The sequence below is a fragment of the Asanoa hainanensis genome (assembly GCF_900188485.1).
GTDB lineage: Bacteria > Actinomycetota > Actinomycetes > Mycobacteriales > Micromonosporaceae > Asanoa > Asanoa hainanensis.
The window spans coordinates 29763-42610 of the sequence record NZ_FZPH01000027.1; the positions used below are offsets into that span (position 1 = coordinate 29763).

12 protein-coding genes, 1 pseudogene and 1 riboswitch are annotated in these 12848 nt (G+C 73.5%); of the genes and pseudogenes, 11 read left to right on the top strand and 2 right to left on the bottom strand.

The genetic code is table 11. From position 1 onward, the window contains the following. Window positions 1–29 precede the first annotated feature (29 nt). The 9 genes and pseudogenes from CHC05_RS37940 to thiD form a co-directional block, all read left to right on the top strand. Window positions 30–983, top strand: a pseudogene (locus CHC05_RS37940) (glycoside hydrolase family 5 protein); the annotation flags it as partial. An 11-nt stretch (window positions 984–994) separates the two neighbouring features. Then, window positions 995–2800, top strand: coding sequence for a glycoside hydrolase family 15 protein (locus CHC05_RS37945; protein WP_089255490.1), 1806 nt, complete (start codon window positions 995–997; stop codon window positions 2798–2800). A 59-nt stretch (window positions 2801–2859) separates the two neighbouring features. Further along, a riboswitch (TPP riboswitch) is annotated at window positions 2860–2972 on the top strand. Further along, window positions 2965–4281: a cytosine permease gene (locus tag CHC05_RS37950; protein WP_089255491.1), complete on the top strand. Its 1317-nt coding sequence runs from the start codon at window positions 2965–2967 to the stop codon at window positions 4279–4281. It overlaps the preceding riboswitch by 8 nt. Then, on the top strand, window positions 4278–4895 hold the full coding sequence (gene thiE / locus CHC05_RS37955) for a thiamine phosphate synthase (RefSeq protein WP_089255492.1): 618 nt from the start codon (window positions 4278–4280) through the stop codon (window positions 4893–4895). The genes CHC05_RS37950 and thiE overlap by 4 nt, the downstream gene beginning before the upstream one ends. Window positions 4896–4965: 70 nt before the next feature. Next, window positions 4966–6060, top strand: coding sequence for a glycine oxidase ThiO (gene thiO / locus CHC05_RS37960; protein ID WP_089255493.1), 1095 nt, complete (start codon window positions 4966–4968; stop codon window positions 6058–6060). Beyond that, window positions 6057–6254, top strand: a complete 198-nt coding sequence (thiS, locus tag CHC05_RS37965) for a sulfur carrier protein ThiS (protein ID WP_089255494.1) — start codon at window positions 6057–6059, stop codon at window positions 6252–6254. The genes thiO and thiS overlap by 4 nt, the downstream gene beginning before the upstream one ends. Window positions 6255–6259: 5 nt before the next feature. Continuing rightward, window positions 6260–7033 carry a thiazole synthase gene (locus CHC05_RS37970; RefSeq protein ID WP_089255521.1) on the top strand — a complete coding sequence of 258 codons (774 nt, stop codon included), beginning with the start codon at window positions 6260–6262 and terminating at the stop codon, window positions 7031–7033. Next, on the top strand, window positions 7030–7623 hold the full coding sequence (locus CHC05_RS37975) for a thiamine phosphate synthase (protein WP_089255495.1): 594 nt from the start codon (window positions 7030–7032) through the stop codon (window positions 7621–7623). Before CHC05_RS37970 ends, CHC05_RS37975 begins: the two co-directional genes overlap by 4 nt. Continuing rightward, complete coding sequence (thiD, locus tag CHC05_RS37980) at window positions 7620–8429, top strand: bifunctional hydroxymethylpyrimidine kinase/phosphomethylpyrimidine kinase (RefSeq protein ID WP_089255496.1); 810 nt, start codon at window positions 7620–7622, stop codon at window positions 8427–8429. The genes CHC05_RS37975 and thiD overlap by 4 nt, the downstream gene beginning before the upstream one ends. Here the strand turns inward: thiD and CHC05_RS37985 are convergent. Then, window positions 8426–9094, bottom strand: a complete 669-nt coding sequence (locus tag CHC05_RS37985) for a COG4315 family predicted lipoprotein (RefSeq protein WP_089255497.1) — start codon at window positions 9092–9094, stop codon at window positions 8426–8428. The two genes, thiD and CHC05_RS37985, sit on opposite strands and share 4 nt — an antisense overlap. 153 nt (window positions 9095–9247) lie before the next feature. Here CHC05_RS37985 and CHC05_RS37990 point away from each other — a divergent pair, with 153 nt between their 5' ends. Then, window positions 9248–9628 carry a PPOX class F420-dependent oxidoreductase gene (locus CHC05_RS37990; RefSeq protein ID WP_089255498.1) on the top strand — a complete coding sequence of 127 codons (381 nt, stop codon included), beginning with the start codon at window positions 9248–9250 and terminating at the stop codon, window positions 9626–9628. 9 nt (window positions 9629–9637) lie between these two features. Continuing rightward, complete coding sequence (locus CHC05_RS37995) at window positions 9638–10474, top strand: hypothetical protein (protein ID WP_144022961.1); 837 nt, start codon at window positions 9638–9640, stop codon at window positions 10472–10474. On the opposite strand, the gene CHC05_RS38000 is transcribed toward CHC05_RS37995, so the two are convergent. Next, complete coding sequence (locus CHC05_RS38000) at window positions 10471–12687, bottom strand: ATP-dependent Clp protease ATP-binding subunit (protein WP_089255500.1); 2217 nt, start codon at window positions 12685–12687, stop codon at window positions 10471–10473. The genes CHC05_RS37995 and CHC05_RS38000 overlap by 4 nt on opposite strands. Window positions 12688–12848: the final 161 nt, after the last annotated feature.

Below are 12848 nucleotides of genomic sequence, written 5' to 3' on the forward strand. Positions count from 1 at the left end.
TCGTCACTTCACTCACCGTCGGTATAGGACCGGCAATGGCGGCTCCCGAGTCGACCCCCGTCGGCACCCACGGCGCGCTGCGGGTCTGCGGCACCAAGCTGTGCGACCGGGCCGGGAAGCCGGTCCAGCTCCGCGGGATGTCCACACACGGCATCCAGTGGTACGCCAACTGCGTCAACGGGCCCTCGCTGGACGTGCTGGCCCGGGACTGGCGCGCCGACCTGCTGCGGATCTCGATGTACGTGCAGGAGGACGGCTACGCCAGCGACCCGCGCAGGTTCACGGAGCTCGTCGACGACTACATCGACCTGGCCACGGCGCGCGGCCTGTACGTGATCGTCGACTGGCACATCCTCGACCCGGGCGACCCGATGGCCAACCTCGCCCGCGCGCGCACCTTCTTCGGCGAGATCGCCAGCCGCCATCGGGGTGCGTCGAACATCCTCTACGAGATCGCCAACGAGCCCAGCGGCGTCTCCTGGAGCCGGATCCGGTCGTACGCGGAGCAGGTGATCCCGGTGATCCGCGCGCAGGACCCCGACGCGGTCGTGCTGGTCGGCACCCGGGGTTGGTCGTCGCTGGGCATCTCGGAGGACGCCGACGAGCGCGAGGTGGTCGCGAACCCGGTGCGGGCGACCAACGTGATGTACACGTTCCACTTCTACGCGGCCTCGCACGGCCACACCTACCTGAACGCGCTGTCCCGCGCGGCCGACCAGCTGCCGATGTTCGTCACCGAGTTCGGCACCCAGAAATACACGGGCGACGGTGGCGACAACTTCACCCGGGCACAGTCCTATCTGGACCTGATGGCGGCCAAGAAGATCAGCTGGGCCAACTGGAACTGGAGTGACGACAAGCGCTCCGGCGCGGTGTTCAAGAAGGGCACCTGCAAGGCCGGTGCGTACGCGGACACCTCCCGGCTCAAGCCCGCCGGCACCTGGGTGCGGGACCGCCTGCGGAGTGGCCGCTCGGCGGCGTAACGTCGGCAAAGGTGGACGAAGAACGCTATCTACCCATCGGCGAGCATGGCCTCATCGGTAACTTGAGAACCGTGGCCCTCGTCGGCACTGACGGGACCATCGACTGGTGCTGCGTCCCCCGCTTCGACGCGCCCAGCATCTTCGCGTCGATCCTCGACCGCGACAAGGGTGGCTGCTTCATCCTGCGCGCCGAGGTGCCGTCGACCACGAAACAGTTCTACTTCCCCGACACCAACGTGTTGATCACCCGTTTCCTCTCCGACGACGGTGTCGCCGAGATCCAGGACTTCATGCCGATCCCGGCGGACGACAAGGAGAGCCAGCATTTCCAGGTGATCCGGCGGGTCATCTGCGTGCGCGGCGAACTGCCGTTCCGGGCCCACGTGGCGCCCCGCTTCGACTACGGCCTGCAGCCGCACACCGTGCGGCTGGACCGCCACGGCCGGGCGGTCTTCGAGTCGGCCTCCCTGAGCATCGGGCTCAACTCGACCGCACCGATCGAGCTCGTCGACGGTGACGTGCTCAGCTCGTTCCGGCTCAAGCAGGGCGAGTCCGTGGTGTTCTGCCTCGACCGGGCCGACGACGGGATGGCACCCTTCGGGACTGCGGAGGAGGCCGAGGAGGCGTTCACCCAGACGGTCGAGTACTGGCGGCGCTGGCTGTCCCAGTCGAGCTACCGCGGCCGGTGGCGGGAGGCGGTGCACCGCTCGGCGCTCACCCTGAAGCTGATGACGTACGCACCGACCGGCGCGATCGTCGCGGCTCCGACCACGAGCCTGCCCGAGCGGCTCGGCGGCGGCCGGAACTGGGACTACCGCTACGCGTGGGTGCGGGACGCCGCGTTCTGCACGTTCTCGCTGCTGCGGCTGGGCTTCACCGAGGAGGCCGACGCGTTCATGGGCTTCCTCGCCCAGCGGGTGATAGACAGCGGTCCGGACCCGGAGGGCCCGCTGCAGATCATGTACCGGGTGGACGGCAGCGAGTCGCTCTCCGAGCGCCAACTCGACCATTTCGAGGGGTACGAGGGATCGGCGCCGGTGCGGGTCGGCAACGACGCGGTCGGCCAGCTCCAACTGGACATCTACGGCGCCCTGGTGGACTCGATCTACCTCTACAACAAGTGGGGACAGCCGATCTCCAGCGGTGTCTGGGAGGGTGTCACGACGTTCGTCGAGTGGGTCTGCGAGAACTGGGACCAGCCCGACGAGGGCGTCTGGGAGGTGCGCGGCGGCCGGCGCAACTTCCTGTACTCACGCTTGATGTGCTGGGTCGCGATCGAGCGGGCGATCCGGGTCGCGCACCAGCGGGGCCTGCCCGCCGACCTCGTCCGCTGGGACAAGGCCCGGGACGCCATCTACTACCAGATCATGGACCGCTTCTGGGACCCGGAGCTGAAGGCCTTCGTCCAGCACCGGGACGGCCACGTCCTGGACGCCTCGGTGCTGATGATGCCGCTGACGAAGTTCATCGCGCCGACGGACCCGCGCTGGCTCTCCACGCTCGACCTCCTCGCCGACACCCTGGTGTCCGACTCGCTGGTCTACCGCTACGACCCGCACCTCGCCCCGGACGGGCTGGAAGGCGAAGAGGGCACGATGTCCATCTGCACCTTCTGGTACGCCGAGGCCCTGGCCCGGGCCGGCCGGGTCGACGAGGCCCGGCTCGTCTTCGAGAAGATGGTCACCTATGCCAACCACCTCGGCCTGTACGCGGAGCAACTGGGTCCGACGGGCGAGCACCTGGGCAACTTCCCGCAGGCCTTCACCCACCTGGCCCTGATCAGCGCCGCCTTCCAGATCGACCGCGCCCTCGGCTGACCCGGCACACCGTGATGTCGGTAACGATGGCGTTCGCGGCGGGTATGTCGTAGCCTGCCGTCAGTCACAACGGGAGCTCGGAGCACCGGGCTGAGAGGGCGGCTGCACGCGCCGCCGACCGTCGGAACCTGGCCCGGGTAATGCCGGCGTAGGGAGCTTCTCACGTGTCGACCACGTCCACGGCCGTCGCCGCCAGCGCGACCGAGCCCACCCGTACCCTCGGCTTCCGCGACACCGCGGGGCTCTTCGGCAGCCTCGGCGTCAGCCTGCTGCTGCCGGTCGCCGCCACCTTCGCCGTGCTGCCGGGCCGGCCGCTCGGCGTCACCATCCTGGCCATCGTGGTCGGGGCCGTCATCGGCTCCGTGCTGCTCGGGCTCGGCGCCGCCGCCGGTGCCCGGGAGGGCGCGCCCGGCATGGTGCTGCTGCGCGGGCTGCTCGGCCGGCACCTGTCGTACCTGCCGACGGTCTTCAACCTCGTCCAGTGCGTCGGCTGGGCGACCTTCGAGATCTTCATCATCGCGACCGCGGCGGCCAAGGTACTGGACGCGCCCAAGTGGCCGTTCGTGCTGGTGGCCGGCGTCGCCGCCACGCTGATGGCGCTGCGGCCGCTCGGCGCCGTCCGCTTGCTCGCCCGGTACGCCATCTGGGCCGCCCTGATCGCCGGCGTCTACCTGTTCGTCGAGGTGCTGCGGGCCGACCCGCAGCCGCTGACCGGCCCGGGCGTGCCCTTCTGGACCGCCGTCGACGTGGTCATCGCGATGCCGGTCTCCTGGTTCCCGCTCGTCGCCGACTACACCCGGCACACCCGCAGCGGCCGGGCCGCGTTCGCCGGTGCCACCGTCGGCTACGGCGCCGCCACGATCGCCTGCTTCACGCTCGGGGTGCTCGCCCTGGCCGCGTACGGTGCCGGCGGCCTGGACGTCGTCGACGCCCTGCTGGCCGTGCCGCTCGGCGCCGTCGCGCTGGCCGTGCTGGTGGTGGTCGAGGTCGACGAGGCGTTCGCCAACGTCTACTCGACCGCTGTCTCGGCCCGCAACATGGTCGAGCGGATCGACCGGCGGGTGCTGGCGATCGCGGTCGGCACGGTCGCCACGCTGCTGGCGCTGGCCGTCGAAATCGTCTCGTACGAGCCGTTCCTGTTCCTGATCGGCGCGGTCTTCGTGCCCCTGGTCGGCGTCTTCGCGATCGCCTACTTCGTGCTGCCGCGCGGCCGCTGGGACGTCTCGGCGACCGCACCGGCCCGACCCTGGCTGCTGCTCCCCTGGGCCGCCGGCTTCGTCGCCTACCAGCTCACCCTGCCGACCTTCTTCCCCGACCTCGGTCAGGGTTGGACGACGTGGTGGACGGCCAGACAGCACGACCTGGGCATCGACCCGGCCAACGGCTGGTCGGCCTCCCTGGTCAGCCTCGCCGTCGCGGCCGTCCTCACCGTGCTGGTGCTGCTGCCGGGCCGGCGCCGGCGGCTGGCGGTGGCGTCGTGATCGGCCGGCTGCACGTGGTCACCGACGCGGCCGGCGGGGCCGCGGCGCTGGACGCGGTGCGCGCCGCGCTGGCCGGTGGCACCCCGGTGGTCCAGGTCCGCACGAAGGTCGGCAGCGACCGCGAGCGCCTCGCCTTCGCCCGCGAGGTGGTGCTGCTGTGCCGGGCCGCCGGCGCGCAGTGCATCGTCAACGACCGGGTCGACCTGGCGCTGGCCGCTCGCGCGGACGGCACCCACGTCGGCGCCGACGACCTGCCGGTCGAGGTGGTCCGCCGGATCGCCGGGCCGACCCACCTGATCGGCGGGACCGCCCGCGACCCCGACCGCGCCGCCGCGCTGGTGGCCGCCGGCGCCGACTATCTCGGCGTCGGGCCCGCGTTCGCCACGTCCACGAAGGACGGTCTGCCCGACCCGATCGGACCGGCGGGTGTCGCGGCCGTCGCCGCCGCCGTGCGGGTTCCGGTCATCGCGATCGGCGGGGTGACCGCTTTACGTGTGGAGGCGCTGCGCGCGGCGGGCGCGCACGGCGTCGCGGTGGTGTCCGCCGTCTCGGCCGCGCCCGACCCGGCTGCCGCCGCTCGGGAGCTGCTCGTGGCGCTGGACGGCACCCCATGAGCGAGCGAAGCGAGCGCGGCCAGCTCAGTCGGCGACGGTCATGTCGGGCCGCCCGAAGGGTGGCACGCGCATGACCGTCCTGGTCGCCGGTGGTGGGCTGATCGGGCTCGCGGTCGCGTGGCGGGCCGCCCAGCGCGGGCTCGACGTCACCGTGGTCGACGAGGCGCCCGGCAGCGGGGCGTCGCGGGCCGCCGCCGGCATGCTGGCGCCGTTGACCGAGGCGGCGTACGGCGAGGAGGCGCTGCGGGCGCTGAGCCGCGAGTCGCTGGCCCGCTATCCGGCCTTCCTCGCCGAGCTCGGCGGCACCGTCGACCTGCGTACCGCCGGCACGCTCGAGGTCGGCTTCGACGCCGACGACATGGCCGCGCTCGACCGGCTGCACGCCTACTACCTCGAGTCCGACCTGCCCGTCGAGCGGCTGACCGGCAGCCAGGCCCGGCGCCGCGAGCCGGCGCTGAGCCCCCGCGTGCGCGGCGCCCTGCACGCGCCCAGCGACCACTCGGTCGAGCCGCGCTCGCTGCACGCCGCCCTGCTCACCGCCGCCGGCGCGGCCGGTGTCCACATCGTCCGGTCGCGGATCGCCGCGCTGGCGGTGGACGGCGGCCGGGCCACCGGGCTGCGCCTGGCCGACGGCACTGCGCTCACCGCCGACACCGTCGTGCTGGCGCTCGGCGCGTGGAGCGGCACCCTGCCCGGCGCTCCCCCGCTGCCCGTCCGCCCGGTCAAGGGCCAGATCCTGCGGCTGCGCGGCGACACTCTGCTCGACGGGACGGTCCGGGCGCTGGTCCGCGGCCAGCACGTCTACCTCGTGCCCTACGGCACCGACGGCGGTCTGGTCGTGGGCGCCACCAGCGAGGAGCTGGGCTTCGACCCGACCGTGACCGCGGGCGCCGTGCACACCCTGCTCCGCGACGCCATCGAGGTCGTGCCCGACGTCGCCGAGCTCGAGCTGGTCGAGACGCTGGCCCGCTGGCGCCCGGGCACGCCCGACAACGCGCCGCTGCTCGGCCCCTCGGCGCTGCCCGGCCTGGTGCTGGCGACCGGGCACCACCGCAACGGCGTACTGCTCACTCCGGCGACCGCGGACGCGATCGCCGAGCTGTTGGTCGAGGGGGCGCTGCCGCCGTTCGCGGCACCGTTCGCTCCGGACGGGAGGATGGGATGACCCTGACCGTCAATGGCGAGGCCGTCGAGGTGGCGTCGCCGGTCACGGTGGCCGATCTGGTCGCGGCGCGCACCGACCAGCGCCGCATCGCGGTGGCCCGCAACGGCGAGGTGGTGCCGCGCTCCGCGTGGGCGGCCACCGCGCTGACCGAGGGCGACGAGGTCGAGATCCTCGCCGCGGTGGCGGGCGGGTGACGGCCATGACCGACGACCCGTTCGTCCTCGCCGGGCAGACCCTGCCGTCCCGGCTCATCCTCGGCACCGGCGGCGTGCCCAGCCTCGACGTGCTGGCCCGCGCCATCACCGCGTCCGGCACCGCGCTGGTCACCGTCGCGCTGCGCCGGGTCGAGGCGTCCACCGGCGGCGCGCTGGCCGACGTGCTGGAGCGCTGCGGCGTGCGGCTGCTGCCGAACACGGCCGGCTGTTTCACCGCCCGGGAGGCCGTCCGCACCGCGAAGCTGGCCCGGGAGGCGTTCGAGACCGACTGGGTCAAGCTCGAGGTGATCGGCGACGAGCGCACCCTGCTGCCCGACCCGGTCGAGCTGCTCGACGCGGCCGAGCAGTTGGTGGCGGACGGCTTCCAGGTGCTGCCGTACACCAACGACGACCCGATCACCGCGCGCCGGCTGGCCGACGCCGGATGCGCCGCGGTGATGCCGCTGGGCTCGCCGATCGGCAGCGGCCTGGGCATCCGCAACCCGCACAACATCTCGCTGATCCGGGAGACCGTCGACGTGCCGGTGATCCTGGACGCCGGGCTGGGCACGGCGTCCGACGCGGCGCTGGCGATGGAGCTCGGCTGCGACGGGGTGCTGCTCGCCTCCGCGGTGACCCGGGCCCGCGACCCGGAGCGGATGGCCCTCGCGATGCGGCACGCGGTCGACGCGGGCCGGCTGGCGTTCGGCGCGGGGCGCATCGAGCGGCGCTGGCACGCCCAGGCGTCCACACAGGACGCCGGCCTGGCGGCGCTGTGACCCTGCCGCGGCTGCTGGTGCTGACCGACCGCACCCAGTGCGCCGGCCCGCTCCCGCACGCCGTGGCGGCCGCGATCGAGGCCGGCGCGCGGGCCGTGGTGCTGCGCGAGAAGGACCTGCCGGCCGCCGCACGCGCGGAGCTGGCAGCGGCGCTGAGCGCGCTGCTGACCCCGGTGGCCGGCACGCTCCTTGTCGCAGGCTCTGCATCCATATACGCATCAGCCGCCGGCGTCCACCTCGCGGCCGGCGATCCGTTCCCTTCGGTGCGGCCGCCGCTGGTCGGCCGTTCGTGCCACGACGCGCGGGAAGTGGCCGCGGCCGAGGGGTGCGACTACGTGACCGTCTCGCCCGTGTTCCCGACCCCGTCCAAGCCCGGCTACGGCCCGCCGCTGGGCCCGGCCGGCCTCGCGACGCTGACCCGCACCGGGCCGCCGGCGTTCGCCCTCGGCGGGGTCTGCCCGGCCGACGTGGCCGCCTGCCGCGCCGCCGGTGCGTACGGCGTCGCCGTGATGGGTGGTGTGATGCGCGACCCCCACTCCGTCGCTGAATACCTGAGCGCACTGCACAACACCGTGGAGGACCAACCGTGAACCCGCCCGTCGCGTTGACCATCGCCGGCTCCGACTCCGGCGGTGGCGCCGGCATCCAGGCCGACCTCAAGACCTTCGCGGCCCTGCGGGTGTTCGGCACCAGCGCCATCACCGCGCTCACCGCGCAGAACACGGTCGGCGTACGCGGCGTGCACGCGACACCGGCCGCCTTCGTGGTCGCCCAGATCGCGGCGGTCCTCGACGACCTGCCCGTGGCCGCGGTCAAGACCGGCATGCTGGCCACCGCGGCGACCGTCGAGGCCGTCTCGGCGCTCGCCGCCCAGGGCCGCCTGCCCAACCTGGTGGTCGACCCGGTGATGGTCTCCTCCAGCGGCGACCGGCTGCTGGAACCGGCCGCCGAGAACGCCTACCGCCACGGCCTGTTCCCGCACGCGGCCGTGGTCACGCCGAACCTGCGCGAGGCCGAGGTGCTGCTCGGCTCGCCGATCCGCAGCCGCGAGGACCAGCACGCCGCCGCCCGCGCGCTGGGCGACCTGGGCGCGGGCGCCGCGGTGGTCAAGGGTGGGCACCCGGCGGGCGACGCGACCGGCAGCGCGGTGGACGTGGTGTGGGACGGCAAGGAGACGTACGAGCTGAGCGCGCGGTGGGTGGACACCCCCAACACGCACGGCACCGGCTGCTCGTTCGCCGCCGCCACCGCCGCCTACCTGGCCCAGGGCGAGGATCTGCGGACGGCCCTCGGTGCGGCGAAGGAGTTCGTCACGCGCGCCGTGGCCGGCGGCGCCAACTGGCACCTGGGCGCCGGCCACGGCCCGCTGGACCATTTGGGCTGGACGAACTCCTAATACCCGTACTCGGTGCCGCCCTGCTCGGTCTCCTCCGTGGACTCCGTGGACTCCGCGCTCTCGGCGGGCTCCTCGGCGGCCGGCGGCTCGACGGCCTTCGGGGTGCCCTTGGGCAGGCAGCTCAGGTTCTTCTTGCCGTCCGGCTTCACGACGAACCAGACGTTGCCGACCTTCTGCCCCTTCCACTGGCCCGGCTTCTCGTCGCCGATGTAGCGGTAGACCGGCCAGCCACCGATGGTCAGCTGCTGGGTGCCGTCCTTGCGGGTGACCGTGCCGACCTTGCCGAGGGCCACGCCCGACAGCGTGGGCGAGCCGTCGGTGTACGCGGGCGGCCAGACCGCGGCGCACTTGCCCTCGCACGTGGACGCCGACGGGTCGGCCGAGTCGTTGTCGAAGCGGTACAGCACGAACCCGTCCTGGTCGGTGACGACCTGGCCCATCTTCGGGACGCTCTTGCCGTTGAGCTCCGTCGTGAGCGGCACGTCAGGCGTCTCGGGCGCCTTGGCCTCTTCGACGACCGGCGGCGGGGTGGGCGTCCCCGGCGCGGCGATCTGCACCTGGCCCGCCAGCTGCGCGCCACCGTCGGACGCGGGTGCGCAGGCGGTGAGCGCGGCCATGGCCGCCACGGCGCTGATGCCGAACAGGGTGCGGGTGAGCTGGGCCATCGGCCTCTCCTTCTCGACAGGTGCCGGGAAGTACGCAGGGTGGCCGCACCCGGATGAACACAGTGACGGTGCTGAATTTCACAGCGCTTTCGTTGATCCGTTGGCGCCGATGGCACGTACCCGTAAGAACCCGTGGGTGGCTAGGCTTCCGGGATGAGCGTCATCGACGAGATCGGTCGCAGCAAGCACGTGAGCCTGGTGACCTTCCGCAGGGACGGCACCGGCGTCGCGACGCCGGTCTGGCACGTCACCGAGGGCAACGAGCTGTTCGTGGTCTCCGAGGCGAAGGCGTGGAAGGTCAAGCGGGTCCGCAACACCGGCCGGGCCGAGGTCACGGTCTGCGACCTGCGTGGCCGGATCGCCCCCGGCGCGGCCTCGGCCAAGGGCGCCGCCCGGCTGCTGGACGAGGCCGGCACGGCCGTCGTACGCGAGAAGCTGGCCGCCAAATACGTCAGCTCGCGGCTCGGCAACTGGTTCGCACGGCTCCTGCACCTGCGCCGGCCCCCGCTGGTCGCGATCGCGGTCACCCTCTAGGCCACCGCCATGACCGACGATCGTTCCCGTAAGCGTCCCCGGTCGGGGCGGGCGCGCAAGCGCCTGGTGCGGGCCCACGCCGCGCACGCCGGGGTGGCCTACTCGGTCGCCGCCCGCCAGGTGGCCGCCGCCGGTCTGGCGGCCGGCGAGACCCTCGGCGACTTCGGCCGCACCGTCTACCCCGTGGCCGTGCGGGGCGACGGGCGCTGGTCGCTCGCCGGCCGGGCCGCGCGTCCGGTCGACGTCCGGCTGGCCGACGCCCACCGCGGCGCCGGGCTGCCCGGCGGCCGGGCCGGGCACCTGGTCGACCGCTTCCCGCCCGCCCGGGCCGCCCACGGCCCGCTCTACGCCGGCGACGGCCGGGCCGCGCTGCTCGCGCTGCTCTACCTCGTCGCGGCGCGGCCGGCGCCTGCTCTTGGGGAGCGGGCGCGGGCGGCCGCGACGGGCGAGGAGACCGCGGTCGACCTGGTCTGTGCCGACGCCGACCGCGCGGCCCGGCGGCTCCTCGACGGCGACTGGACGATCCTCTGGGACCGCATCGACGGCGCGCTGACCGCCGGCGCGTACCCCCGGCTCCGATCGGCCTTTCGCGCCTTCGGCGACGAGGCCGGCGCGCCCTGGACGGGCGCCCGGCAGGTCCTCGACGCGCTGCTGGTCGTGGCCGACGACGGGCACGCGCCCGGCACCCGGGTCCGCGCCGGGCTCGCCGCCGGCTCGGTGACCGGCCTGTGGTGGACCGGTTCCGGCCCGCCGGTCGGCTACGACGTCTGGCTCGACGGCGCCGCCGGGCCGCGACGGATGCGGCCCGGCGACATCGTCGTGCTGCCGCGGCAGGAGTCGCCCTAGCCCGCGACCGCCCGCTGTTCCTCGACCCGGTAGGCGAGCTCCGTGCCCACGAGGTCGACGACAACCGTCTGCCCGGGCCGCAGCTCGTCGAGCAGGATGCGCTCCGACAACGCGTCCTCGACGGCCGTCGTGATGGCCCGCCGCAACGGGCGCGCGCCGTACGCGGGATCGGATCCCGTCCGTACCAGGTGGCGCTTGGCCTCGTCCGTGACCACCAGCGTCATCTCCTGCGCGGCCAGCCGGCGCGCGACCCGGGCCAGCATGAGGTCGGCGATGCTGAGCAGGTCGGCCTCCGTCAGGTGGCGGAACACCACCGTCTCGTCGATCCTGTTGAGCAGCTCCGGCGGGAAGTGCCGGCGCAGCTCCTCCCGTACCCCGGCCCGCACCTGGTCATGACCATCCACGATGGAGTCTTTGAACCCCACCTGTGCTTTGCCGCTCCCCAGGTTCGTGGTCAGGATGACCACGGTGTTCCGGAAGTCGACCTTGCGGCCCTGGGCATCCGTGAGCGCGCCGTCCTCCAGGATCTGCAGCAGGGTGAGCAGGACGTCGGGGTGGGCCTTCTCCATCTCGTCGAAGAGCACGACCGAGAACGGGCGCCGCCGCACCCGCTCCGTCAGCTGACCGCCCTCGTCGTGACCGACGTAGCCGGGCGGGGCGCCGACCAGCCTGGCCACCGTGTGCCGGTCGTGGAACTCCGACATGTCGAGCTGGATCAGCGCGTCCGCGTCGCCGAACAGGAACTGGGCGAGCGCCCGGCACAGGTCGGTCTTGCCGACACCCGTCGGCCCCGCGAACACGAACGAACCGGCGGGGCGGCGCGGATCCTTCAGGCCTGCCCGGGTACGGCGTACCGCGCGCGCGACCGCACCGACCGCCTCGTCCTGGCCGACGACCCGCAGGTGCAACTCGGCCTCCATCCCGGTCAGGCGACGGGACTCGGCGTCGCTGCGCGGGCGCACCGGCACGCCCACCCAGTCGGCCAGCACCTCGGCGACGTCGTCCTCGTCCACCGTCGTGGCGCCGGCCAGGTGGGCCCGCACGCCGGCCTCGTCGATCAGGTCGATGGCCTTGTCGGGCAGGAACCGGTCGGCGACGTACCGGTCGGCCAGGGTCGCGGCGGCCACGAGGGCCGCGTCCGTGTACGCGACGCCGTGGTGTGCCTCGTAGTGCCGGCGCAGCCCGGTGAGGATCCGGGCGGCCTGGGCGACCGTCGGCTCCGCGAGCGCGACAGGCTGGAAACGTCGCTCCAGGGCGGGATCGCGGACGAGGATCCGCCGGTACTCGTCGGTGGTCGTCGCGCCGATCAGCCGCAGGTCCGCCCGGGCCAGCAGCGGCTTGAGGATCGAGGCGGCGTCGAGGGCGCCCTCGGCCGCACCGGCGCCGACCATGGTGTGGATCTCGTCGACGAACAGGATGACGTCGTCCCGGCCCTTCACTTCTCGGAGCACCTTGCGGAGGCGCTCCTCGAAGTCGCCCCGATAGCGCGAGCCGGCGACCAGGGCGCTGAGGTCGAGGGTGTAGAGCTGCCGGCCGCGCAGCCGTTGCGGCACCTCACCGGCCGCGATCCGCCGGGCCAGCCCTTCGACCGCGGCCGTCTTGCCCACGCCGGGCTCACCGAGCAGGACCGGGTTGTTCTTCGTGCGCCGGCAGAGCACCTGGATGACCCGCTGGAGCTCGCTGTCGCGCCCGACCACCGGGTCGAGCGCGCCGCGGTGCGCGGCCTCCGTGAGGTTGGTGCCGAACTGGTCGAGCACGGCGCTGCCTTTTGGTTCGGTCTTCTGGGCCAGCGCCTCGATCACCTGCCGCCGGACGGCCGCCGCGTCGGCGTCGAACCGTTCGAGCACCTGGGCGCCGACCCCGCCGCCGTCGCGGACCAACCCGAGCAGCAGGTGCTCAGGCCCGATGTGGGCGTGCCCGAGCTGCAGTGCCTCGCGCAGGGCGAGCTCGAGCACCCGCCGGGCCCGCGGCGTGAACGGGATGTGGCCGCCCGCCGCCTGCCCGCCGAGGCCCACCACCTCCTCGACCTGCTGGCGAGCGGTGACGAGGGAGAGCCCGAGCGCGTCGAGCGCCCGCGCGCCGACGTTCTCGCCCTCCTTGAGAATGCCGAGCAACAGGTGCTCGGTGCCGATCGACGCGTGGTTGAGCACCCGCGCCTCTTCCTGAGCCAGGATGACCACCCGGCGGGACCGGTCGGTGAACCGTTCGAACATGCCGCACGCCCTCGCGGGGCCCCACGCACCCCCATCCGGACGCGGCAGAGCCGCAAGGAACAAGGGCGCTGAGTCGAAGCCTCTTGGCCAGGTCGGCGGTCGGCGTGGGCGACCACACGGGCACGGGCAGGCGCACTGCCCACCTCTGACGCTAGCGCCCC